Source organism: Halomonas qaidamensis (assembly GCF_025917315.1).
GTDB lineage: Bacteria > Pseudomonadota > Gammaproteobacteria > Pseudomonadales > Halomonadaceae > Vreelandella > Vreelandella qaidamensis.
The window spans coordinates 1,627,759-1,651,998 of sequence record NZ_CP080627.1; the positions used below are offsets into that span (position 1 = coordinate 1,627,759).

Consider the following 24,240-nt stretch of genomic DNA (forward strand, 5'->3'; position numbering starts at 1 on the left):
GTTGTCGTGTGTTTTATCGCTCGCCAACAAGTGAGGTTAAAAAGCGTTGCCGGCGATCATCTAGCGATAAGGGTTGAGCCAATAGGTGGGTAAGCTTGGTGAAAGCCGCCTCCGGCGTCATGTTGCCGCCTGACAGCAGGCCTGCTTCTGCTAGGCCATGGCCCGCTGCGTACTCGCCCATATGAATGCTGCCTTGGGGACATTGGCTAATTGCAGCCAGCAGTTTACCTTCGCCACTGGCATTAGCAATAACATCAATAATTGCAGGATCGTTGGGTATATTACCTGCTCCCCAAAGCTGCAGTAGAGCGCCCTTGACGCGTGAATCGTTAAGCAGGGTCTCTAATTGCCAAACAGCGATACCTGGCCATAAGGTTAGCCGGATAATGTCCCCGTTGGAAACCGCTTGATAGTCGGCAAGCTCGAAACGGGGTGCGCCACGCTGTTGAAATCCTAAGCCTCTACTGGGGTAATAAATGAAGTCGTCGCCCACGCGTTCACCAATACAGGGATAGCTAGGGGAAAAAAATGCATCAAAGGCTTCCGTATGCTGTTTGATGGCTCGTGTGCCTCTCAGAAGGACGTTTGAAAAATAAATCGCCACCTCCTTTAGTTCAGCGTTAGCAGCAAACCTTAACGCGCCGTGAAGGTTGTCGAGCGCATCGCTATTCGCTGTCTCAAGAGGATACATAGAGCCTGTCAACACAACTGGGCGATCAATCCCTTGCAGCTGATAGGCAAGACTCGAAGCGGACCAGCTTAGGGTATCGGTTCCATGGATAACCACAAATCCACGATAGGTGGCAAGGCGAGCAGCAATATCTTTGGCAATCTGTTGCCAAGTCAACGGCGTCGCTGCACTTGAGTCGATTAATGATGGGTAGCTAAGGACGTCATAGGCGGGCAGGGCATGCTGATGTACTAAAGGCAGCCGACTTAATGCGTCTGCCATGCGAGCTTGAAAGTTTCCCCTCGGGATTAGCCCTGTTGTATTGGGCTGCATGCCAATTGTGCCACCAGTATAAATCACCAACACACGTTCTTGAGTGGGAGTGGCGTTCATTAGGGCGGAATTGATACTCATAGCCGTTTCCTGAAGTGGGCGAACACAAGTCGTAGTATCTAAATATTTATAACTAATAAGGTGTATAAAAAAGCGTGTAAATAGCTGATTCCGAAGGAAGCTATTAGCCGCGGTGCACGACTAGTTCGCCATTGTGATCGTCAAGTTGACGGTTACGCCCAGCTAATAAGGCGAAGCCACAGCAAAGGGCAATCAGTACGATGAGCAGCCATGCGATATGAGGTATCTCTGCTCCAGCTTGCAGCATTAGCCCCACCCCAAATGGCCCTAGCGCTGCCAGCGTATAGCCCCCGCCTTGTACTAGTCCGGAAAGCTGTCCTGCGAGACGCGAGTTAGCCGTTCGTAACACCAGTAGGCTAAGTGCTAGGCTAAAGCTGCCACCCTGGCCAATGCCAAGTAGCACAGCTCCTGGCCATTTCCACGCCAGCGGTGCAATAAGCAACATCCAAAGCCCAAGTGCCGTACTCAGTAGTACGAGCAGTAAGGCGGGGCGTTGATCGTGGGTTAAGCGGCCAAGCCAGGGAGCACTCAGTGCTGAACCAAGCTGGCACATGATGGAGATGGCCATCGTCCAGCCAGCCGCTGCCTCGTCATAACCTCTATAGACTAATAAGGTTGGTAGCCACCCAAAGACAATGTAAGCCATCGAAGACTGAATGCCCATGAACAGCATAACGTGCCACGTAAGTGATTTACGTAGTAGTTGTGTAAGCGAAGAAGAGGTTGCTGGACTAGGCTGCGTGCACTGAGTTGCTGGAATGTTGATAAGCCATAGGACTAAGGCAATAAGTGCCAACAGTGACCAACTCATGAGACTCAGCTGCCAGCTGCCTAGCCATTGCATCAGTGGAACACTAAGACCAGCACCTAATGCACCTCCAAAACACAGTGCCATGGTGTATAAACCCGTTAAGAGATCGGCACTGTCAGGTAGCTCTCGTTTCACTAGTGCAGGAAGGAGGGTGCCGCCAATACCAATTGCGCTGCCAGCCATTGCAGAACCAATAAAAAGAGCCCCTGACATTGGTAGGCCTCTTAAAATTAACCCGCAAGCTAACAGAAACAGTGCAGCGCTTAGGGTTCGTTCGCTGCCGATACGCTTAGCCAGTAGGGGAGCAAGAGGTGCTGATAAGCCTAAAAAAAGCACGGGCAAGGTGGTTAAAATGCCCGCTGATGCAGGGCTTAAGCCAGCGGTTTCTTGCAGTCGGGCAAGCAAAGGTGCCACTGATGACATGGCGGGGCGTAAATTAAGCCCCACCACGAACATCAAAATAATAAAGGTGCATGCGCGACGAGATACCATGTTTACTATTACTTGAGATGTGGGCGTAAATCGCCGCGAACGGCATCAAGCAGAGTAATGAAATGATAATCTTGCTGTGTATCTAAGCAGTCTACGCGCACCTCGGTACGCATACCCTTATCCATATTCAACTTGTCGTAGATTTCGAGGGTTAATTTACGCGCGGGTTTGTCCCCAGGGGCAATAATGCCGTCTTCCAGCGTAAATGTTTCGAGTAGTGTTACTCGCACTCGCGTACTGCTCTCTTCGCTAAGGACGCGACGAACAAACAACCATCCTTCACAAGGCAGTGATTCGTTATTATTGCGTTCACGTAAGAAAAGCGTGCGATAACAGGCGCCCTGCGTAGAGGCTTTTTCTGCCATGCTACGATACGCCTGCAGCACTTGGCCTGCTGATGCACGGGCATCTTCCAGCCGCTGAGAAATGCCTTGGTGCTCGCGGCTTAGCTGCTCCTGACGTTGAAAGGTAAGCCACTGGCGGTAATCGTTAATAAGTTGAGACGACGCCATAATCACTCCATGAATAAATTAAGCAGTACCGCCGGAATACGCAGAACGGTAACCTTCGCATATTCCTAAGCTAAGGGCTAGCGACGGGCGCGGCGACGTTCACCGCCTTTGTTCGCCGCTTGCCCTTCCGGTTTACGCTTGGCACGGGGCTGTTTTTGGCCACGTCGGCCATTTTCAATTGGTTCAGGCTTGGCGTTGGGATCAGGTTCAAAACCAGGTTCGATACGTTTAGGCAGATTTTGCTTAATAAGCCGCTCAATCCCACTCAGCAAGCCGTGTTCGTCGACACATACGAGTGAGACTGCTTCTCCATCGCTGCCCGCTCGGCCGGTACGTCCAATACGGTGCACATAGTCTTCTGCCACATTGGGTAAGTCGAAATTAACGACATGGGGAAGTTCGTTGATATCTAACCCACGAGCGGCAATATCGGTGGCGACGAGTACTTGTAAATCACCGCTTTTGAACGCCCCCAACGCCCGTGTTCTAGCACCTTGGCTTTTATTGCCGTGGATGGCCATAGCGGGTATGTCTTGCTTTGAAAGCTGTTCTGCTAAGCGATTTGCGCCATGTTTGGTACGCGTAAAAACGAGTACTTGAAACCAACCATGCTGCTGAATCAAATGCGCCAACAGCTCGCGCTTTTTATCGCGATCTACCCGGTAAATAGTTTGCTCAATCTTTTCAGCGGTCGTATTGCGAGGTGCGACTTCTATTAACGCTGGATTGTTGAGCAGCTGTTGCGCCAATAACTGTATTTCGTTAGAAAATGTTGCCGAAAACAGTAGGTTTTGACGCTGTTTAGGCACTAAGCGTAATAGTCGCTTGATATCATGAATGAACCCCATATCAAGCATGCGATCAGCTTCATCGAGTACCAGGATCTCCACGGCTGAGAGATCAACGTGGCCTTGTTGTTGTAAGTCGAGCAGCCGGCCTGGGGTGGCTACCAATACATCAAGTCCCGCTTTAAGTGCATCAACTTGTGGTTGTTGGCCAACGCCGCCGAAAATAATATGCGAGCGCAAAGAGAGATGCTTGCCGTAAGCAGTCACGCTTTCGCCTACTTGGGCAGCAAGCTCACGCGTAGGGGTAAGTACTAACGCGCGTACTTGGCGTTTACCGGGTCGTTTGCCATTCGCTAACCGCTGTAACATAGGTAACGTAAAACCAGCGGTTTTGCCTGTGCCCGTTTGCGCACTGGCAAGCATGTCACGTCCTTCAAGCACGACGGGAATGGCTTTTTGTTGAATAGGGGTAGGCTGTGTATAGCCCTGCGCGGTAACCGCGCGGAGTAAATCGTCGTGCAGACCAAGTTCAGAAAAGCTCATGCGTTCTCCGCAATCGCTTAGTAAGTGACGTCGCTTGGCGCCGTCGTTACTGAGCGTAATGTTCAAAAAGCGAGGATGGTACACCTTCGCGGCAGCGAAGTTTGCCAGATAAAGTGCGATGCCGCGATGGTCATTTTTTTGCCGATCAAGACGGTGAAATAGACATTGGCTTGAATCGGGGGTGACGTGGTAATGCTGAAAGATAACTCCTTTAGTATATCACGGATCATTCATTTCAGCGTTTAACATAGAGGTAAAGCACCTTGTTGAAGCTAGATCTAAAAATAATTTCCTTTGCGAATCTCTTCGGCAATTTGCAGTGCTACCTTATCCCAGCTTTCGCCAAGCGAGCGCACTAGGGCAGGGTAACCATCCTGCTGAAGTTCGGTTTCGGCAGAAAAGCTTTTTAGCGCAAGTAGGTTGTTATCTGCACTGCGTAACTGCCATTGGCCGCTGGTGACTGCTCGCCCGTCGTGTCGCCCCTGAAACTGGTCAACTTCAAGCAGCAGTGTGAGCGCTTCAGGCGTATTGCCGTCAGCATGAACGATCTGAACGGATGTAAGCTCTTGGGATAGTTGAGCACGTAATGCACGTTCTAATTGGCGAGCAATACTTTCAGCCCACTGGTGTTCGCGGGCTTCATTTAGGGTAATGTCATCAAGCTGCATGACGATACCGTCCACATCTAGATAGTGGGCTAAACGTGGTGAACGCACTTGAAGCGTGCCAATCGATTGATTTGGCGAGCTTACTGCGTTTTCGCTGGGTAGCATATAGCGAGTGGGTGGTGTGACACTACTAGCGCAAGCACTTAGCAGACTGCAAAGGCCTAATAGTGATAAATAACGGATTACCTTATTGCGCATAGTAAGCTCCTTCTTAGCGTGGTGCGCGAGGCACGGGGTCTTGGGTATCCAGGTTATCGAATAAAAGCGCCCTTGGGTTTTCATTTAATGTGCGAGTAAGTGGTTGTAAGTCGCGCATTAAGCGATCCAGCCGTTGGATAGCGGTGGTTAATTCTTGGTAAGCCGGAGAGGATGGTGAAACACCTTGTAAGGTGTTACGCAGTTCCTCAAGGGTGGCATTAACGTTGCCGCCGACTGCCTGAGTATCTGGGTCATTTAGCAGCTGGTTGATGGAAGTGCTGACCTGGCGTATTTCGATAAGCATGCTTTCAGATGCTTGTAAGTTTCGGTCTAGGCCGGTGAGCAGTGGCTCAACGTCAAGCGCGTTTAATTTCTCAAGCAGGCTGGTTACCTGCGCTTGGATCTGTGCAAAGCCGCCAGCGACTGTGGGGAACACTGTTCGCTCGGAAAATGTTTCCGCGACATATTCGTCAGCCAGTTCGCGTTGAAAGTTAAGGTCAACAAAAAGTGCGCCTGTCAATAAGCTGCCATTTTTGAGCGAGGCACGGAGCCCCAAGCCAAAAAGTCGCTTAAAACGTGAGTCCCACTCTTCGATATCGATATCAGTATTCTCAATGCCCAATCGCTGAGGCTCAATTCGAATCAGTACTGGGATGGCAAACTGAGAGCGCGAGTCGGGCTGCGGTGCGGTAAAATTCCAAGGTACGGACGCAACCGTGCCGATTCTTACACCGCGAAATTCGACAGGAGCACCTTTCGATAAGCCGCGAACGGTATCATCGACCAACAGCACATACTCAAGATACCGGTTAAAAGTGCCTTCTCGGGCAGTATTTTCATCCGCATAGAGATTAAAGCGTGCATTAGGCTCTACCGGTTGCCCCATGGGTAAATCTTCTGGCACGCCAAACGTAACGCCGCCTCCCAGTAATGCTTCAAGGGATTCTACGTTGACACGAACACCGTCGGCATCTAACTGGAAATCAACCCCGCTTGATGTCCAAAATCGAGTGCTATCTGTTACTAACTGACCGTAAGGTTCTTCGATAAATACTTGGTGGTGCATGGTACGAGAGTTGGCGTCAAACCGAGTATCTTCTACTCGTCCAACGGTATAGCCTTGGTAAGAAACAGGGTCGCCTATTCGAAGCGAGTTACCTAGCTGGCTGACCAGGCTGATTTGCAAACCTGCCTGCCCGGCTGGCGCAACAGGTGGTGTATCATTTACCGTAAATTCGCGTTTAGGCTCATTGGATTGTCCTGGTTCTAGCTGAATATAAGCACCAGATAATACTGTGCCCAAGCCGCTGATACCTTCACGGCCAATGCGCGGCTTCACTACCCAGAATCGGCTATCTTCTCTGAGCATTGCCTCTGCTTCTGGCTGGATACGGGCGGTCATGACGGCGTGGGAAAGATCATCAGATAAGCGAACATTTTGAACTCTGCCTATCTCGACATTTCGGCTTCGAATAAGCGTACTGCCCGCTTCGATGCCTTCTGCACTTTCCATTGTTAGCGTAACGAGCGTGCCCCGGCTTGCGTAATTGTCGTAGACAAGCCATAGCCCAATAACAACGGCAACAATTGGTACAATCCAAATCGGCGAGAGCCGCGTTTGGGGCGATGATTTTGCCCGGTGTAAATTGTTTTTGTCGTTAATATCAGCTTTCTTTGGTGTTGAATCATTAGCCATCAACAGTTTCCTTGGTGGCCGTTTTACGGCGAGTAGAGCGAGGAGGTGGGGTATCCCAAATTAAGCGCGGATCAAATGTCATAGCAGCCAGCATTGTCAGTACAACAACGGCAGCGAATGCGAGCGCTGCAGGTCCTGGCGTAATTGACATTAGAGAGCCAGCGCGAATCAAGGCGACCAATATGGCAACTACAAATACGTCAACCATCGACCAGCGGCCTATAAATTCAGTGAGCCGATAAAGCCGTGTGCGACTTTGCGCATTAAGTTCGTTGCTATGTTTTATAACCATACAAAGCCAAACTAAAGCGACAAGTTTGCCAACCGGCACGATAACACTTGCCACAAAGATAACAGCAGCCACTGGCCAAGAACCCATTTGCATAAGCTGTACGACCCCACCGATGATCGTTGACGGTGACGAGTGTCCTAAACTGGTGGTGGTCATAATAGGGTATACATTAGCGGGTATATACATCACCGCGGCTGCAAAAAGAAGAGCCCAGGTGCGTTGTAAACTATGAGGGAGCCGTGGGTGGAGCCTTTCATGGCAACGCAAACAGCGTCCTTTGCCATGCTCAGGAAGGCGATTAATTAGCCCGCAAGTTGGACAGCCGGTTATCCCTTGGCTGGCCGCTGTTTCACCTGTACGTGTACCTTCTGGTGCGAGCGGTTCTTTCTCTAACGAAAACCACATCCAATCCGAATCAATGGATTGTGTCGTTAACAGTAAGAGGATGGCAAACACGCTGAACGCCCAGAAGGAGATGCCTAGCTCGATTTGTGCCATACCCGCTATTTTTATCAAACTAACCAGTGCCCCAACGATGAAAACATCTGCCATCATCCATGGGTTCAGCCTTGCGAGTGAACGGGCGATGTCTCGGCTAAACGGCATTGGATGGCCTCGAAGCAAACCAAACTGAAGCCAGATAACGCCAATCAGATAAATCGCGGGAAGGACCACAATCGTCATAATGACAGCGATAGCGACAATAGGCTGATGAAAAGCGATCAATGTAGTCGCCGTCTGTGAAAGCTCAATACGATTACCAATGCCGCTGACACTGAAACTAACAAAAGGAAATGACACGGCTACAAATAGTGCTATCAGGGAAGAAAGCGCGAGCGCCATACTACGTTGAGCGGGATAGCGATGCCGTTTTACTAGCACATGCGAGCATCGCGGACAGGATGCTTTCTCTCCAGAGCCGAGCGGAGGAAGTGCTGAAACCCAGTCACACTCATGACAGGCGCGCAAACGTCTACGCTGAACGCGTGCTTCTGGAGGGTGGCGGTCGACCTGTGGTGTGTTTACCCGCATAGAAGGTCGTTTGATAAACTGAAAGTGAGGCAACAGCTAATTCTCAATACGTTGAGGAACCCAAAGTAGTACGGTGGGCAGATACTTCTGTCAAATCGAGGAGTGTCTTCGCTCCATTAAAACAGCACTTGACCTAACCAACCAGTTAGACAAGGATGCCTCGGCAATGGTGCCTGATGATAGTGCCTAACATTACGTTATTAAGGAAATGAAATAATGTTGCTGCCTTTTTTTGCTGTGGTCGTGGGTTTGGTGCTGCTTGTATGGAGCGCTGAAAAATTTATTGATGGCGCCGCAGCTACCTCCCGATGGTTAGGGCTATCGCCTTTGTTAATTGGCATGCTGGTGATTGGTTTTGGCACCTCTGCACCCGAAATGATGGTGTCTGTGTTAGCGGCCATACAAGGAAATCCTGGTTTAGCGGTAGGTAACGCCTACGGTTCAAATATCGCAAATATTGGCCTTGTTTTAGGTTTTGTTGCGTTGATTGCTCCTTTAGCGGTGCATTCCGGCGTGATCCGCAAGGAGATGCCACTGTTGATAGGTGTCATGCTGCTGACAGGTTATATGCTATATGACGGTTGGATTTCTCGCGGAGAAGCCATCTTATTGCTAGGTGCGCTGGCGCTCTTTATTGGGGTTAGTATTGTTCGTTCACGGGGACAGCAAGATGATCCGCTAGTCGGTGAAGTAGCAGAGGCGCTTGATAGTAAGGCCATGTCGCGTGGCAAAGCGATTATGTGGACGTTAATTGGGTTGATACTGTTGATCGCAAGCTCGCGCATCTTAGTGTGGGGAGCGGTCGAAATAGCGGTAGCGTTTGGGGTTAGTGACTTAATTATTGGCTTAACCGTCGTAGCAATAGGAACATCCTTACCAGAGCTTGCATCTTCTATTAGCGCTTTACGGCGCAAAGAGCATGATATGGTGTTGGGTAATGTAGTCGGTTCTAATTTATTTAATAGCTTGGCAGTGGTAGGCCTTGCCGGCGTCATCACTCCAATTGAAGTGGGGCGTGAAGTGTTAATTCGCGATTGGAGTGTTATGACCTTCATGACCTTGATGATGGTGTTTTTCGCGTTTTCTTGGCGCGGTCGCCCACGGCGTATAAACCGTATTGAAGGCGGCATGCTGTTCTCTATGTTTATTGCTTATACCGGCTATATGGTCAGCATTGTGGTGATGTCTTAGCCCCGCCGATAATTTACTGCGTCAATGCGACACAGTCTGTAAAAAGAACTAGCGGTGTATAACGTTTGTCACAACGTCAACTTGCAACACATTCAATGACCAAGCTTGGAGCCGTGTCGCTGTCATCAGGTTTAGCACTTAAAAGCAGCACCAGCGATGCTCAACTAAGCTTGTGTGACCCAGTAATGGGATACTTATTCAGGTCTTAGGAGAGTGTGATGGAACTTGATCCCCTCGTGCTATCACGAATTCAGTTTGCCTTCGTAGTATCATTTCACGCGATCTTTCCAGTTTTCACCATTGGTCTAGCTTCTTACATAGCGCTACTCCATGGGCTTTTCTTCAAAACCAATAACCCTGCTTGGGATCGTCTATCGCTGTTCTGGACAAAGGTGTTTGCGGTTGTCTTTGGCATGGGAGTGGTGTCTGGCATTGTCATGTCGTTTCAGTTCGGCACCAACTGGAGTAACTTTTCGCAAGCGGCGTCAAATTTTCTAGGTCCGGTATTAAGCTATGAAGTTGTGACAGCTTTCTTCTTGGAAGCGGCCTTTCTTGGTGTGCTGTTATTTGGGCGCGGTAAAGTGCCTCAGGGCGTCCACTTATTTGCAGCCATTATGGTAGCGGTAGGCACCTTTATTTCCTCTTTCTGGATTTTGTCGGCAAACAGCTGGATGCACACGCCAGCCGGGGTGGAGTTAATTGATAACCGCTTTCATGTGACCTCATGGCTACAGGCAATTTTTAATCCGTCCTTCCCCTACCGTTTTGCCCATATGGCTATGGCATCATTTTTAACCGGCGGTTTTGTGGTGGCTGGTGTAAGTGCTTGGTTCTTGCTTCGTGGTCGCGATCTAGAGGCTAACCGCCGAGCGTTGTCGATGTGTTTATGGTTACTACTGTTTCTCGCCCCGGCGCAGGCTGTGGTGGGTGATTTTCACGGCCTCAATACCTTAGAGCATCAGCCAACAAAAGTTGCAGCAATGGAGGGCCATTGGGAAACCTCAGCGAATGTGCCCCTCCTGTTGTTTGCAATTCCTGATCAGGAAGCACAAAAAAATCACTTTGAACTGGGTATTCCAAATCTAGCCAGCATTATTCTTACTCATTCACCCGAAGGCGAGATTCCTGGTATTACAGAAGTGGCACCAAATGAGCAGCCACCGGTTCTCATCGTGTTCTGGGCATTTCGTGTGATGGTGGGAATAGGGTTGCTAATGATTGCCACCGCGCTGGTTGGTTTACTTATGCGGCGTAAAGGACGGGTGTATCAGCATTCGGCCTACTTGAAAGCATTAGTCTGCATGATACCCATGCCTTTTGTGGCAGTGCTGGCAGGTTGGGTTGTCACTGAGTCCGGACGGGCGCCTTGGTTGGTATACGGCATTATGACTCATGCGGAAGGTTTAACGCCGTCACTTACTGGACCAATGGCGCTGTTTACGTTGGTCGGCTATGTGCTGGTCTATGCGGTGGTGTTTTACGCTGGTATTTATTACCTCACACGCGTGGTGCGCAACGGTATGTTGCCTGAAGATAAGCGGGAAACTACGTCAGAAAATTTCAAACGTCCGATGCGGCCCTTTTCCGCAGCGCATACGCCTTTTGATGAGGATGTTGACCCGGCAAGGAGTTAACGATTGGAGTGTCTGCTCGAACGTTAATGATGATACCTGTCACGTCCATTTGAAACGGAAGCAAAACATGATGACTAAGTGTGTCTGGTTTGATAGGCGTTCTCCTGTGGTTGTATTTGTCTTAGGTGTATCCATTCTTGGCAAGGCGCGACCATAAGTGAGGAGTGCCGTTAACGTGATGGTGACATCTAATATAGATCAGGTAATGCCGATAACTTCGCGCTCATGGTTGAATTCCCTCGCTCGGCATGAGCAAAAAAAACTTACGCTAGCAGCGATATGGGGGGTACTGGCGGGTAGTCATACGGTGCTACTTGTGGTGGGGCTGGCGTGGCTCGTCGATCAGCTCGTTATTCATGGCCGCTCGCCAGCATCGCTAACCGTTTTTTTCCTTGGGTTGATGGCGGTGGTGCTGCTTCGCTCACTATTTCAAGCAATGCAAGAAGCCAATAGTGCAGAGGCAAGTCTTCGTATCCGTCAGCATGCGCGGGAGGAGTTGTTAAATAAAGTAGCGGCGCTTGGGCCAGTTTGGCTTACTCGCCAACAGAGTGGCGCGATAGCGACTCAGGCGGTAGAGCATATTGAAGCGTTAGACGGCTATTTCGCGCGTTTTTATCCGCAGATGAGGATTGTGGTCGCATTACCGTTGCTGATTCTTTGCATTGTTGGATGGTTGGACTATCTTGTAGCCCTCTTTTTATTGCTTTCAGCGCCGCTTATTCCTCTTTTTATGGCGTTGGTGGGAATGGGCGCTGAACGCTTGAATCGTGATCAATTCATGGCCGTTTCGCGTTTGTCAGCCCACTTTGTAGATCGGGTCAGGGGAATGACGACGCTCCAGTTGTTTGGCCATACCAAATCAGCACAAAAAGAGGTTTGGTATGCCACTGATGATTATCGACGACTAAGTATGCGCACACTGCGATTAGCGTTTTTATCATCAGCAGTGCTTGAGTTTTTTGCATCCGTAGCAATTGCTGTTGTAGCAATGTATGTCGGCTTTGGCCTGTTAGGCTATATCGACTATGGGCCATCTTCTTCTCTAACCCTCTTTACTGGGCTAGCCGTTTTGCTGCTAGCACCAGAGTTTTTCCAGCCTTTACGAACGCTATCCCAACATTATCATGATCGCGCGGCAGCATTAGGGGCAGCTGAAAGTGTAGTAGCGGTACTTAACGAACAAGATCTAGTGCCTTCAGCCCCATCGCCGCCGCATGCTGAGGATGCAGTCATTGAGCTTTGCCAAGCTGGCATCGGGTATGAGGGGCGTGCCACGGTATTGGCCGCTCTTGATGCCACCATATGGCGTGGTGATGTGGTGGCGATCACTGGTGAGTCGGGGAGCGGTAAATCATCCCTTATAGCATTAATGGCTGGTTTTATGATGCCCAGCAGCGGCGAATGCCGCTATCGCCATGGTGGGCAAGTCGCCTGGCTGGATCAAACCCCTTGCATCATTCAGGGAAGCCTTGCCGACAACTTGCGCTTAGCCGCCCCTGGGGCGGATCAAGCGTCAATGGTCCGAGCACTGCAACGAGCGGGGCTGGGTGAGCTGTTGTCACAGTTGCCTGATGGCCTACAAAGCCAGGTAGGTGAGCGTGGTGTTGGCCTGTCTGGTGGTCAAGCGCAACGCCTTACATTGGCGCGTGTATACCTTAGCGAAGCACCGCTGGTGTTGTTAGATGAGCCAACGGCAAGCCTAGATGCTGTTACTGAGCAGGCTGTCATTCAAGCGCTGTTAGATTGGGCAAAGGAAGGTCGTACGCTAGTTATTGCAACACATCATCCTGCAGTGGTAGCCGTTGCTAATCGCCATTTTATCTGCCAAGCAGGTCAGCTTATTGAGGCGGCGGTATGAAGCAACTTTATCGCGATATAAAGCCGTGGCTACTGATATTATTGCGCCGCCGGCTGCGTTTTTTTGTTGGGGCGTTATTGGTGTGGATAACGCTGCTGGCAGGGCTTTCCTTATTAGGACTGTCGGGTTGGTTCATTACCGCCTGTGCGCTGGCCGGCATAGCGCTAGCGGCTGGTTTGCCTGCTACTTTGGATATTTATGTTCCTGGTGGGGGGATTCGTTTTTTTGCACTGTTACGAACGGTGGCGCGTTACGCGGAGCGTCTTTATAACCATAATACTGTACTGACATTGTTAGCTGATTTGCGCTACCGCGTGTTTAGTGATTTAACACGACTGGATGAAGCAGCTCTAAAGCGCCGCCGAGCCAGTGAATGGCTAAGTCGCTTGACGTCAGATATTGATACGCTTGATAACTTGTATCTACGTTTGCTAATTCCACCGGTTGCTGGTCTGTTAAGCATACTTGTTATATCTGGCTTCATCGCTATTTGGTTGCCTTTGTTGGGCAGTTTAATAGCCGCCGTATTAAGTGTGCTATGGCTTGTGGTAACGCTTGGTTATGCGTGGCTTGGTTTTGGCAATAGCTATCAGCAGGTTAATGATCAAGACGAGTTACGCCGTCTGGTGCTTGATCAAGTACAAGCCTCGGCTGAGCTAATGAGCTACCAGACCAACGATTGGTATCGTATGCGGGTTAATCAACACGAAGACCAAGCGCTTAGTAATCAGCGTCAGCTTGCCTATAAATCGGCCATCGGGAATGCGCTCGTATTGGCGGTAACTGGTTTGTTGGTAGTTGGCGTATTATGGCTAGGCAGCTTCACCGTGGCGGCTGGTCAGGTAGCAGGGCCCATCGTTGTTATGGCAGTTATCGCAGTACTGGGCATCAATGAGGTTTTTACTTCGCTGCCTAATGCCTTTCTTAAAGCCGGTGCCAGCTATGGGGCGGCTCGGCGATTAAATACACTAACTACTATAGTGAGTGAGTTGCCGTCGATGACTTTGCCTGATGCTTCTCGTGGGCATCCAGTGGCGTTTAATAATGTTTCTTTTCGTTATCCCGATACAGCTTACTCGGTGCTGTCTGATATTACATTCCACTTACCAGCCGGAGAGCGAGCAGTGATAACGGGTATCTCTGGAGCAGGCAAGTCAACGTTGGCTAACCTTATTATGGGTAGAATATCGGCTTCACAGGGAGAGGTTTACGTTGCCAGCTGTGCGCCTTCAGGCGTTACTGTGGAAAGCCGCGCCAAACATTTTACGCTGCTCACGCAGCAGGTTGATCTTTTTGATGGTTCGTTAGCAGCAAATCTTCGTATTGCAAAGCCAGAGGCAAGCGATGATCAGCTATGGGAAGTTCTCTCTCAAGTTGCACTAGATGATTGGGCAAAGCAGCAGCCAAAGCAGCTTAAGACCCAAGTTGGCGAAAAAGGCCAGCAACTTTCAGGGGGGCAGGCGCGTAGAGTGGCTCTGGCTCGTGTTTTATTGCGCGATCCAGCGGTGGTCCTTTTAGACGAACCCTTTGCTGGAGTAGATGCATTAACAGCCATGCACATTGCTAACTCCCTGGATCGTTGGCTTATTGGCCGAACAGTGATCTATTTTGTTCACCAGGTGGAGGAGCCAGCGTTATTGCCCGGCGTTAACTATCACTGGCGACTTGCTGAGGGGAAGTTAAATACGGATACTCTTGATAATATTGGAAATAATTTATCCTAATGTTAGGAGTCTCGTATGCATGAATTTCTTCTCCAGCTCCCTAAGGTAGAGCTCCATTTGCACATCGAAGGCTCTCTTGAGCCTGAGCTAATGTTTGAGCTTGCCAAGCGAAATGGTATTGAGCTTCCTTATGCGACGGTTAAAGAGGCAAAAGCAGCCTATGAATTTAGTGACCTCCAGGGGTTTTTGAATCTTTACTATCAAGGCATGAATGTACTGCGCACGGAGCAGGATTTTTATGACCTGGCGATAGATTATTTCCAACGTGCTCGTGGGGAAGGGGTAGTGCATATTGATATGCATTTTGATCCACAGGCCCACCTCCAGCGTGGCATTCCCCTTGAGGTTGTGATGGCGGGCTTACTTCGTGCCAAGGAAGAGGCAGAGGCATCGCTTGATTTGTCTGTCGGTATGATTATGGCTTTTTTGCGTGACCGTCCTGTTGAAGAAGCGCTTCGAGTGCTGGAAAACGCTGCGCCGTACTGGAAGTTTATAGATGCTATTGGTTTAGACAGCGCAGAGCGTGATAACCCTCCGGCAAAGTTCCAGGCGCTTTTCAAGCGGGCCAAAGAGATTGGCTTAGTACGGGTTGCTCATGCAGGAGAGGAGGGACCTGCTGACTATATCGCCGAAGCGCTGGATATCCTTGACGTTCAGCGAATTGACCATGGAGTTCGTTGTCTTGAAAGCGACATCGTGGTTGAGCGGCTAAGGGAGAGCCAAATAGTACTAACGGTTTGCCCACTCTCTAACGTCAGTCTAAAAGTGGTTGATGATCTTCGAAATCACCCTCTTCCGCAGTTGCTTAAAAAGGGGTTGAAGGTAACGATTAGTTCTGATGACCCAGCTTACTTTGGTGGCGGGCTGCTAGCTAACCATCTTGCTTGTGCAGATGCACTTGGTTGGGATGCAGATGTCTTCCGTTTGCTGAATCGAAATGCTATCGAAGAAGCTTTTACCAGCGACCAGCGGCGCAAAGAGCTTATGCATCGTCTTGAAAGCGCCTAATGTACCTTGAACCCGCCAGTTCTTGGCGGGTTCAAGGCACTACGATTAATTGCGAAGGTTTATAACAGCCAGTTTATGGAAGGGCTGGCACTTCAAAATCGGGCATGTCGCCGGTAAGCGTATGCAAAAACGCAGTGATGTTATTAACCGTAGTTTCATCAAACTCACGACCAAGCATTTCTTGTCCCATGATGGTAACAGCTTCTTCCAGTGTCTCAGTAGCGCCGTTATTCATGTAGGGATAAGTAACCGCAACATTACGTAAGGTGGGCGTTCTGAAACGATATTTGTCGCTTTCTTCGCCAGTAACAGTAAAGCGGCCTAAGTCGGTAGAGCCAGGCACCTGAATAGCATGGAACTGGCTATCTGTCAGTGCCGGTCCACGGTGACAAGCGATGCAGCCATTATCAACGAAAGCAACCATGCCATCTTTGGCCTCGTCGCTTATTGCTTCAGCATCGCCATGCAAGTAACGATCAAAAGGCGAGTTTGGTGTGTTTAGTGTGCGCTGAAATGTAGCCAGAGAGTGCGCCAAGTTATCAGCATTGATCGGCTCTTCGTCATTGGGGAAAGCCGCTTCAAATTTTTCCTGATAGAGATCGAATTCGGTGAGTCGCTCAAGCGCAGTCTCAAGGTCCATCGCCATTTCAACGTCGGCTTCGATGGGGCCTAATGCTTGACCCTCTAGGTCTGGCTCACGGCCATCCCAGAATTGTGAACCTAAGAAGCCGCTGTTTAGTACGGTAGGTGTGTTACGTTCACCCACTTGGCCGTCATGACCAGTGGCGCGCGGAATACGGTCAGCCCAGCCTAATGCTGGGTTATGGCAAGTAGCGCAGCTGATGACGCCACTAGATGAAATGCGCGGCTCAAAAAACAGCATATTGCCCAGTTCAATTTTTTCGGGCGTCATTGAGTTATTTGCAGGTATCGGCGGCAAATGTGGTAGTGCTTCAAAACGGTCTTTGTAGCTTTGTAAGTCGTCATCTGCTGTTGCCATGCCGATAGGAACCATGGCGGCAGCGGCCACTACGACGGGTAGTATTTTTTTCATATGGATCTCCCCCTTGCCTCAATCACTCTCTAATGAGAGTTGCTTGGCTAGTTAAGCTAGCCTTAATCCTTAGTAAGGATTAATTTCAGTTAAAAAACAAGCCAGTGATCAGGTCAAAAAAGGGAAACCTTGAGCTAGATCAGATACTGGTTGTATTTTAATGTCTACATTAAGTATGGTCATGAAAACTAAGGGCAATACCTGAAAATTTTAGTAAGGTTCTGGGTGTATGATGCATATGAAATTCAATGTTGAGGAGCCTTTCATCCACTAGAAGAATTTGTGTCATAGATCATTTTATACCCTCACGAACAGTCTTGAGATGTGGCATAACCCCGGTAGAGTGCTTATGAGGGCTATCAGTCTATTTTGTCCTGTTGTTAGTTGTTATTCGAGTCGGTCTACATTTTATATATTTATTTGCCAACTAGATGCTTTTGAAAAATTTAGCTTTATTACCTCGGAAGGCTATGTATGAAGGGATATAGGTATCCAAAAATAGCGGAATCAGAAGTCACTCCCAAACATGTTTTTGAAAATCGCCGTCGTTTCCTTCAACACAGTGCTGCATTTGGTGCTGTCATGAGCTTTGCGCCAGGAATGTTAATGCCCAACACGGCAAGTGCATGGCAGCGAACATTGGCAGATAAAATACAGCAAGGCGTTAGTAATCAAGATTTTGCCGAGGGTGAGTCGCTAACTTCAGTCAATGATGCAACGACTTACAATAATTTTTACGAATTTGGTGTTCGTAAAAGTGATCCCGAAGTGTACGGTCACAAGCTTCAAACAGACCCGTGGCGTGTCAGCATTGAAGGCGAGTTTGAAAATACAGCTAGCGTCTATTTAGAAGACATACTCCGTCGCTATATGCTGGAAGAAAGAATTTACCGCCTTCGTTGTGTTGAAACATGGTCAATGGTGATCCCTTGGTTAGGTTTTCCGCTTGCTAACTTGCTAACGCATTATGGGTTGACGTCACGCGCTAATTACATTGAATTTGAATCCATTTTTGACCCTGATAACTTACGTGGTCAGCGACGCTCAATGATTGATTGGCCTTACCGTGAAGCGTTAAGAATTGATGAGGCAATGCATCCCTTAACCATGATCGCGGTGGGTATGTATGGGGAAAAAATGCCCAATCAAAATGGGGCTCCTATGCGCTTGGTGGTGCCTTGGAAGTATGGTTTCAAAAGCATCAAGTCAGTAGTGGCGATTCGAGCCCTTGAAGAAAAGCCGACGCCATCTTGGGTGGCTAAAAATCCTGAAGAGTACGGTTTTTATGCCAATGTAAACCCAGAGGTCGACCATCCACGCTGGTCACAGGCGCGTGAACGGCGCATTGGAGAAGGTGGGCGCAGAGAAACGCTAATGTTTAATGGCTATGCTGATGAAGTAGCCCAGTTGTACACTGGGATTGATCTTCAAAAACACTACTGATTTAAAAAAGCGAACCTCCGCAATTTTTTAATACGCAACCAGTGACGGCATGCCAGCAAGATTATGGGAAATGCTCTATCGGCAGGCGCTGAACGTGCCGCTCTACAGCATGCCCTAAAGTAGCGGGAGGAAGGTTTCTTAATGTTGTTTGATTCATCTAAGGTTTTACTGTTTCGCTACTTTGTCCTTTGTATAGGTATAGCGCCTGGAATCATCTTTGCTTGGTTGTGGGTAAATGGCGGTTTGGGAGCTAACCCTGCCGAAGCAGCAGTGCATTTTACCGGTAAAACAGGCCTGGTTTTGCTGCTTATTACCATTGCGTTCAGTCCCGCGTTCAGATTAACCGGTTGGCGTGGTGTTATGGCAGCGCGGCGACAAATAGGGTTATGGGCTTTTTTTTGGCTGGTGGTGCATATGCTGACTTGGTTTGGCTGGGATCAATACTGGGATTGGCAGTGGATCTGGCATGATATATGGGCGTTACATTATGTCAGATATGGCGTTTTAGCGTTGCTATTGTTGGTGCCGTTGGCTGTAACATCATTTCAATGGTTTCCACAGCACATGGGTTGGAAGGCATGGCACTGGTTGCATCGCTTTATTTATCTCTCAGCTGGGCTGGGTATATACCACTTTTGGGAGCTTACTCGTGCCGATTATTTGGTGCCGTTTGTTTTCGGTTCGGTGTTAGCGTTTTTGGTTGTTTTTCGCCTGATTGACGCTCTAATTCATCGTCAGTAATGAACAAGCGGCTTCTGCTGCTAATGCTTGAATGATGCCTAACACTGCGACAAACAATGCATAGTGTTTAAAATATCCGAGAAGGGGTTGACCGAGAAAAAAATATCGGTATGATACGCATCCATCGAACGGCGACGCCAATCGATAGCTCTTTAACAATTTGATCAGGTAATTCATGTGGGCGCTTGCCGATGAGGGTGATAAATCACCAAATATCAAGGCAAGCGGTCATGACAATGTAAATTGAAATGAATTCGTTTGAACCTTGAGCCAAGTTTGATGCGCTTTTGTTGTTCGTCAACATTATGTTGTCGGATGACGAGTAAGCATCACAATGATTTTAAACTGAAGAGTTTGATCATGGCTCAGATTGAACGCTGGCGGCAGGCCTAACACATGCAAGTCGAGCGGTAACAGATCTAGCTTGCTAGATGCTGACGAGCGGCGGACGGGTGAGTAATGCATAGGAATCTACCCGGTAGTGGGGGATAACCTGGGGAAACCCAGGCTAATACCGCATACGTCCTACGGGAGAAAGGGGGCTCCGGCTCCCGCTATCGGATGAGCCTATGTCGGATTAGCTAGTTGGTGAGGTAATGGCTCACCAAGGCAACGATCCGTAGCTGGTCTGAGAGGATGATCAGCCACATCGGGACTGAGACACGGCCCGAACTCCTACGGGAGGCAGCAGTGGGGAATATTGGACAATGGGGGGAACCCTGATCCAGCCATGCCGCGTGTGTGAAGAAGGCCTTCGGGTTGTAAAGCACTTTCAGCGAGGAAGAACGCCTAGTGGTTAATACCCATTAGGAAAGACATCACTCGCAGAAGAAGCACCGGCTAACTCCGTGCCAGCAGCCGCGGTAATACGGAGGGTGCAAGCGTTAATCGGAATTACTGGGCGTAAAGCGCGCGTAGGTGGCTTGATAAGCCGGTTGTGAAAGCCCCGGGCTCAACCTGGGAACGGCATCCGGAACTGTCAAGCTAGAGTGCAGGAGAGGAAGGTAGAATTCCCGGTGTAGCGGTGAAATGCGTAGAGATCGGGAGGAATACCAGTGGCGAAGGCGGCCTTCTGGACTGACACTGACACTGAGGTGCGAAAGCGTGGGTAGCAAACAGGATTAGATACCCTGGTAGTCCACGCCGTAAACGATGTCGACCAGCCGTTGGGTGCCTAGCGCACTTTGTGGCGAAGTTAACGCGATAAGTCGACCGCCTGGGGAGTACGGCCGCAAGGTTAAAACTCAAATGAATTGACGGGGGCCCGCACAAGCGGTGGAGCATGTGGTTTAATTCGATGCAACGCGAAGAACCTTACCTACTCTTGACATCCTGCGAACTTGTGAGAGATCACTTGGTGCCTTCGGGAACGCAGAGACAGGTGCTGCATGGCTGTCGTCAGCTCGTGTTGTGAAATGTTGGGTTAAGTCCCGTAACGAGCGCAACCCTTGTCCTTATTTGCCAGCGGGTAATGCCGGGAACTCTAAGGAGACTGCCGGTGACAAACCGGAGGAAGGTGGGGACGACGTCAAGTCATCATGGCCCTTACGAGTAGGGCTACACACGTGCTACAATGGCCGGTACAAAGGGTTGCGAGCTCGCGAGAGTCAGCTAATCCCGAAAAGCCGGTCTCAGTCCGGATCGGAGTCTGCAACTCGACTCCGTGAAGTCGGAATCGCTAGTAATCGTGAATCAGAATGTCACGGTGAATACGTTCCCGGGCCTTGTACACACCGCCCGTCACACCATGGGAGTGGACTGCACCAGAAGTGGTTAGCCTAACGCAAGAGGGCGATCACCACGGTGTGGTTCATGACTGGGGTGAAGTCGTAACAAGGTAGCCGTAGGGGAACCTGCGGCTGGATCACCTCCTTAAACGATGCATCATCCCTCGCGGTAAGCGCTCACAATGAATTACCTGATCAGATAATAGAGCAAACGGTTTAAGCACGATCCCCTCTTGGGTCTGTAGCTCAGTTGGTTAGAGCGCACCCCTGATAAGGGTGAGGTCGGCAGTTCAAGTCTGCCCAGACCCACCAAATTCCTGTGATACGGCGTTAAAATGCTCCTCGTATAGCAGGCTATACGTCGTCGCATCTTGCCTTGTCTCACAGAAATTAATGGCAAGAGGTAAGATCAGCAAAAACAATGGGGCCATAGCTCAGCTGGGAGAGCGCCTGCCTTGCACGCAGGAGGTCAGCGGTTCGATCCCGCTTGGCTCCACCATTATCTTAACGTTAAGTGTAAGACCCGTTTGTGATTGTTTCGTGACCATTGATAAGCACGACGTTAGACGTCTTCTTATCACTGTTCATTGAACAGCTGCTCTTTAACAATGTATATCATGCTGACATAAACGTTTTAAAACGTTTATACGTAATTGTTTTGTGATACGTCTCAAGCGTATCCGGCAATCGTTATCATTGCGAACCCCAGACTCCTTCGGGTTATAGGGTCAAGCAATGAAGCGCACACGGTGGATGCCTAGGCAGCCAGAGGCGATGAAAGACGTGGTAGCCTGCGATAAGGCTCGGCGAGGTGGCAAACAACCTGTGACCCGGGCATCTCTGAATGGGGAAACCCACTCATCATAAGATGAGTATCTTACGCTGAATATATAGGCGTAAGAGGCGAACCAGGGGAACTGAAACATCTAAGTACCCTGAGGAAAAGAAATCAACCGAGATTCCCCTAGTAGCGGCGAGCGAACGGGGACCAGCCCTTAAGCATGTGACTGATTAGACGAACGAGCTGGGAAGCTCGGCCGCAGCGGGTGATAGCCCCGTAGTCGAAAATCTGATCATGTGAAATCGAGTAGGTCGGGGCACGAGAAACCTTGACTGAAGACGGGGGGACCATCCTCCAAGGCTAAATACTCCTGGCTGACCGATAGTGAACCAGTACCGTGAGGGAAAGGCGAAAAGAACCCCGGAGAGGGGAGTGAAATAGATCCTGAAACCGTGTGCGTACAAGCAGTAGGAGCAGACTTGTTCTGTGACTGCGTACCTTTTGTATAATGGGTCAGCGACTTATATTCAGTGGCGAGGTTAACCGTTTAGGGGAGCCGTAGGGAAACCGAGTCTTAACTGGGCGACACAGTCGCTGGATATAGACCCGAAACCGAGCGATCTATCCATGAGCAGGGTGAAGGTTGAGTAACATCAACTGGAGGCCCGAACCAGGATCTGTTGAAAAAGATTTGGATGACTTGTGGATCGGAGTGAAAGGCTAATCAAGCTCGGAGATAGCTGGTTCTCCTCGAAAGCTATTTAGGTAGCGCCTCACGTATCACCACCGGGGGTAGAGCACTGTTTCGGCTAGGGGGTCATCCCGACTTACCAACCCGAGGCAAACTCCGAATACCGGCGAGTGCAAGCGTGGGAGACACACGGCGGGTGCTAACGTCCGTCGTGAAAAGGGAAACAACCCAGACCGTCAGCTAAGGTCCCGAAATCCTGGTTAAGTGGGAAACGATGTGGGAAGGCTCAGACAGCTAGGAGGTTGGCTTAGAAGCAGCCATCCTTTAAAGAAAGCGTAATAGCTCACTAGTCGAGTCGGCCTGCGCGGAAGATGTAACGGGGCTAAACCAGGTACCGAAGCTACGGGTTCATCCTCTGGATGAGCGGTAGAGGAGCGTCGTGTAAGCCAATGAAGGTGAATTGAGAAGTTCGCTGGAGGTATCACGAGTGCGAATGCTGACATGAGTAACGATAAAGGGAGTGAAAAACTCCCTCGCCGGAAGACCAAGGGTTTCTGTTCGACGCTAATCGGAGCAGAGTGAGTCGGCCCCTAAGGCGAGGCCGAAAGGCGTAGTCGATGGGAAACGGGTCAATATTCCCGTACCGGACATGATTGCGATGGGGGGACGGAGAAGGCTAGGTGAGCCAGGCGTTGGTTGTCCTGGTGAAAGTGAGTAGGCTGGTGTCCTAGGTAAATCCGGGATGCTCTAAGGCCGAGACACGAAACGAACTGACTACGGTCAGGAAGTCATTGATGCCACGCTTCCAGGAAAAGCCTCTAAGCTTCAGATCATGTGCGACCGTACCCCAAACCGACACAGGTGGTCAGGGTGAGAATCCCAAGGCGCTTGAGAGAACTCGGGTGAAGGAACTAGGCAAAATGGTGCCGTAACTTCGGGAGAAGGCACGCCGGCGTAGGGTGACGAGACTTGCTCTCCAAGCCCGAACCGGTCGAAGATACCAGGTGGCTGCAACTGTTTAGTAAAAACACAGCACTCTGCTAACGCGCAAGCGGACGTATAGGGTGTGACGCCTGCCCGGTGCCGGAAGGTTAAATGATGGTGTTAGGCTTCGGCCGAAGCTCTTGATTGAAGCCCCGGTAAACGGCGGCCGTAACTATAACGGTCCTAAGGTAGCGAAATTCCTTGTCGGGTAAGTTCCGACCTGCACGAATGGCGTAATGATGGCCACGCTGTCTCCACCCGAGACTCAGTGAAATTGAAATCGCCGTGAAGATGCGGTGTACCCGCGGCTAGACGGAAAGACCCCGTGAACCTTTACTATAGCTTCACACTGGACGCTGATGTTGCCTGTGTAGGATAGCTGGGAGGCTTTGAACCTCGGACGCCAGTTCGAGCGGAGCCAACCTTGAAATACCAGCCTGGCATCATTGGCGTTCTCACTCAGGTCCGTTATCCGGATCGAGGACAGTGTGTGGTGGGTAGTTTGACTGGGGCGGTCTCCTCCCAAAGAGTAACGGAGGAGCACGAAGGTACCCTCAGCACGGTCGGACATCGTGCAGTGAGTGCAAGAGCATAAGGGTGCTTGACTGCGAGACAGACACGTCGAGCAGGTGCGAAAGCAGGTTCTAGTGATCCGGTGGTTCTGTATGGAAGGGCCATCGCTCAACGGATAAAAGGTACTCCGGGGATAACAGGCTGATACCGCCCAAGAGTTCACATCGACGGCGGTGTTTGGCACCTCGATGTCGGCTCATCACATCCTGGGGCTGAAGTCGGTCCCAAGGGTATGGCTGTTCGCCATTTAAAGTGGTACGCGAGCTGGGTTTAGAACGTCGTGAGACAGTTCGGTCCCTATCTGCCGTGGGCGTTGGATGTTTGAGAAGGGCTGCTCCTAGTACGAGAGGACCGGAGTGGACGCACCTCTGGTGTTCCGGTTGTCACGCCAGTGGCATTGCCGGGTAGCTATGTGCGGACGGGATAACCGCTGAAAGCATCTAAGCGGGAAGCCCCCTTCAAGATGAGACATCCCTGAGGCCTAGAGCCTCCTGAAGGGCCCAGCGAGACCAGCTGGTTGATAGGCACGGTGTGGAAGCGCTGCAAGGCGTTGAGCTAACGTGTACTAATGGCCCGTGAGGCTTGACCCTATAACACCCAAGGGGTCTGGTCGTAGTGATAACGAAACGAGTGTGACAACACTCAGAAAACCGGATACGCGGATTAAGCCCACCGTGATACACGACAGGCTTAAGACAAAAGAGACGACACAAAA

General features: G+C 50.1%; 15 protein-coding genes, 2 tRNA genes and 2 rRNA genes. 11 read left to right on the plus strand and 8 right to left on the minus strand.

All coding sequences use genetic code 11. The features are described 5' to 3' along the window. Positions 1-13: 13 nt before the first annotated feature. The 7 genes from K1Y77_RS07575 to K1Y77_RS07605 all read right to left on the minus strand — a co-directional run bounded on the left by K1Y77_RS07575 (position 14) and on the right by K1Y77_RS07605 (position 8,116). Positions 14-1,084, minus strand: coding sequence for an asparaginase (locus tag K1Y77_RS07575; protein ID WP_264431155.1), 1,071 nt, complete (start codon positions 1,082-1,084; stop codon positions 14-16). Positions 1,085-1,187: 103 nt separating this feature from the next. After that, positions 1,188-2,387: an MFS transporter gene (locus K1Y77_RS07580; protein WP_264431159.1), complete on the minus strand. Its 1,200-nt coding sequence runs from the start codon at positions 2,385-2,387 to the stop codon at positions 1,188-1,190. 8 nt (positions 2,388-2,395) lie between these two features. Beyond that, positions 2,396-2,899 carry a hypothetical protein gene (locus K1Y77_RS07585; protein ID WP_030069461.1) on the minus strand — a complete coding sequence of 168 codons (504 nt, stop codon included), beginning with the start codon at positions 2,897-2,899 and terminating at the stop codon, positions 2,396-2,398. Positions 2,900-2,976: 77 nt separating this feature from the next. Then, positions 2,977-4,230, minus strand: coding sequence for a DEAD/DEAH box helicase (locus K1Y77_RS07590; protein ID WP_030069462.1), 1,254 nt, complete (start codon positions 4,228-4,230; stop codon positions 2,977-2,979). A gap of 278 nt (positions 4,231-4,508) precedes the next feature. Further along, positions 4,509-5,096: a PqiC family protein gene (locus tag K1Y77_RS07595; protein WP_264431162.1), complete on the minus strand. Its 588-nt coding sequence runs from the start codon at positions 5,094-5,096 to the stop codon at positions 4,509-4,511. A 13-nt stretch (positions 5,097-5,109) separates the two neighbouring features. Then, complete coding sequence (pqiB, locus tag K1Y77_RS07600; RefSeq protein ID WP_264431164.1) at positions 5,110-6,792, minus strand: intermembrane transport protein PqiB; 1,683 nt, start codon at positions 6,790-6,792, stop codon at positions 5,110-5,112. Next, positions 6,785-8,116 (minus strand): paraquat-inducible protein A, encoded by a 1,332-nt coding sequence (locus K1Y77_RS07605; protein ID WP_035536125.1) that lies wholly within the window; start codon positions 8,114-8,116, stop codon positions 6,785-6,787. Before K1Y77_RS07605 ends, pqiB begins: the two co-directional genes overlap by 8 nt. Positions 8,117-8,332: 216 nt before the next feature. Here K1Y77_RS07605 and K1Y77_RS07610 point away from each other — a divergent pair, with 216 nt between their 5' ends. From K1Y77_RS07610 to K1Y77_RS07630, 5 genes are all read left to right on the plus strand, one after another. Next, positions 8,333-9,307 carry a calcium/sodium antiporter gene (locus tag K1Y77_RS07610; RefSeq protein ID WP_030069472.1) on the plus strand — a complete coding sequence of 325 codons (975 nt, stop codon included), beginning with the start codon at positions 8,333-8,335 and terminating at the stop codon, positions 9,305-9,307. A 218-nt stretch (positions 9,308-9,525) separates the two neighbouring features. Beyond that, positions 9,526-10,941, plus strand: coding sequence for a cytochrome ubiquinol oxidase subunit I (locus K1Y77_RS07615; protein ID WP_264431167.1), 1,416 nt, complete (start codon positions 9,526-9,528; stop codon positions 10,939-10,941). Positions 10,942-11,119: 178 nt separating this feature from the next. Continuing rightward, a complete protein-coding gene (cydD, locus tag K1Y77_RS07620) occupies positions 11,120-12,799 on the plus strand; it encodes a thiol reductant ABC exporter subunit CydD (protein WP_264431169.1) in 1,680 nt (559 codons plus the stop codon). Continuing rightward, positions 12,796-14,523 (plus strand): thiol reductant ABC exporter subunit CydC, encoded by a 1,728-nt coding sequence (gene cydC / locus K1Y77_RS07625; protein WP_264431171.1) that lies wholly within the window; start codon positions 12,796-12,798, stop codon positions 14,521-14,523. Before cydD ends, cydC begins: the two co-directional genes overlap by 4 nt. Positions 14,524-14,538: 15 nt before the next feature. Further along, a complete protein-coding gene (locus tag K1Y77_RS07630; RefSeq protein WP_264018320.1) occupies positions 14,539-15,531 on the plus strand; it encodes an adenosine deaminase in 993 nt (330 codons plus the stop codon). Positions 15,532-15,604: 73 nt separating this feature from the next. Here the strand turns inward: K1Y77_RS07630 and K1Y77_RS07635 are convergent, their stop codons facing one another. Continuing rightward, positions 15,605-16,585, minus strand: a complete 981-nt coding sequence (locus K1Y77_RS07635) for a cytochrome-c peroxidase (RefSeq protein ID WP_030069483.1) — start codon at positions 16,583-16,585, stop codon at positions 15,605-15,607. Positions 16,586-17,059: 474 nt separating this feature from the next. Here K1Y77_RS07635 and msrP point away from each other — a divergent pair, with 474 nt between their 5' ends. The 6 genes from msrP (at position 17,060) to K1Y77_RS07665 (ending at position 24,115) form a co-directional block, all read left to right on the plus strand. Continuing rightward, positions 17,060-18,028, plus strand: coding sequence for a protein-methionine-sulfoxide reductase catalytic subunit MsrP (gene msrP, locus K1Y77_RS07640; RefSeq protein WP_264431173.1), 969 nt, complete (start codon positions 17,060-17,062; stop codon positions 18,026-18,028). Between the two features lie 141 nt (positions 18,029-18,169). Next, on the plus strand, positions 18,170-18,769 hold the full coding sequence (locus tag K1Y77_RS07645) for a protein-methionine-sulfoxide reductase heme-binding subunit MsrQ (RefSeq protein WP_264018318.1): 600 nt from the start codon (positions 18,170-18,172) through the stop codon (positions 18,767-18,769). Between the two features lie 342 nt (positions 18,770-19,111). Further along, positions 19,112-20,644, plus strand: a 16S ribosomal RNA gene (locus K1Y77_RS07650). Positions 20,645-20,731: 87 nt separating this feature from the next. Continuing rightward, positions 20,732-20,808, plus strand: a tRNA-Ile gene (locus tag K1Y77_RS07655). 111 nt (positions 20,809-20,919) lie between these two features. Beyond that, positions 20,920-20,995: transfer RNA gene (locus K1Y77_RS07660), tRNA-Ala, on the plus strand. Between the two features lie 227 nt (positions 20,996-21,222). After that, a 23S ribosomal RNA gene (locus tag K1Y77_RS07665) occupies positions 21,223-24,115 on the plus strand. The 16S and 23S rRNA genes sit together here with 2 tRNA genes alongside, the layout of an rRNA operon. Positions 24,116-24,240 lie beyond the last annotated feature (125 nt).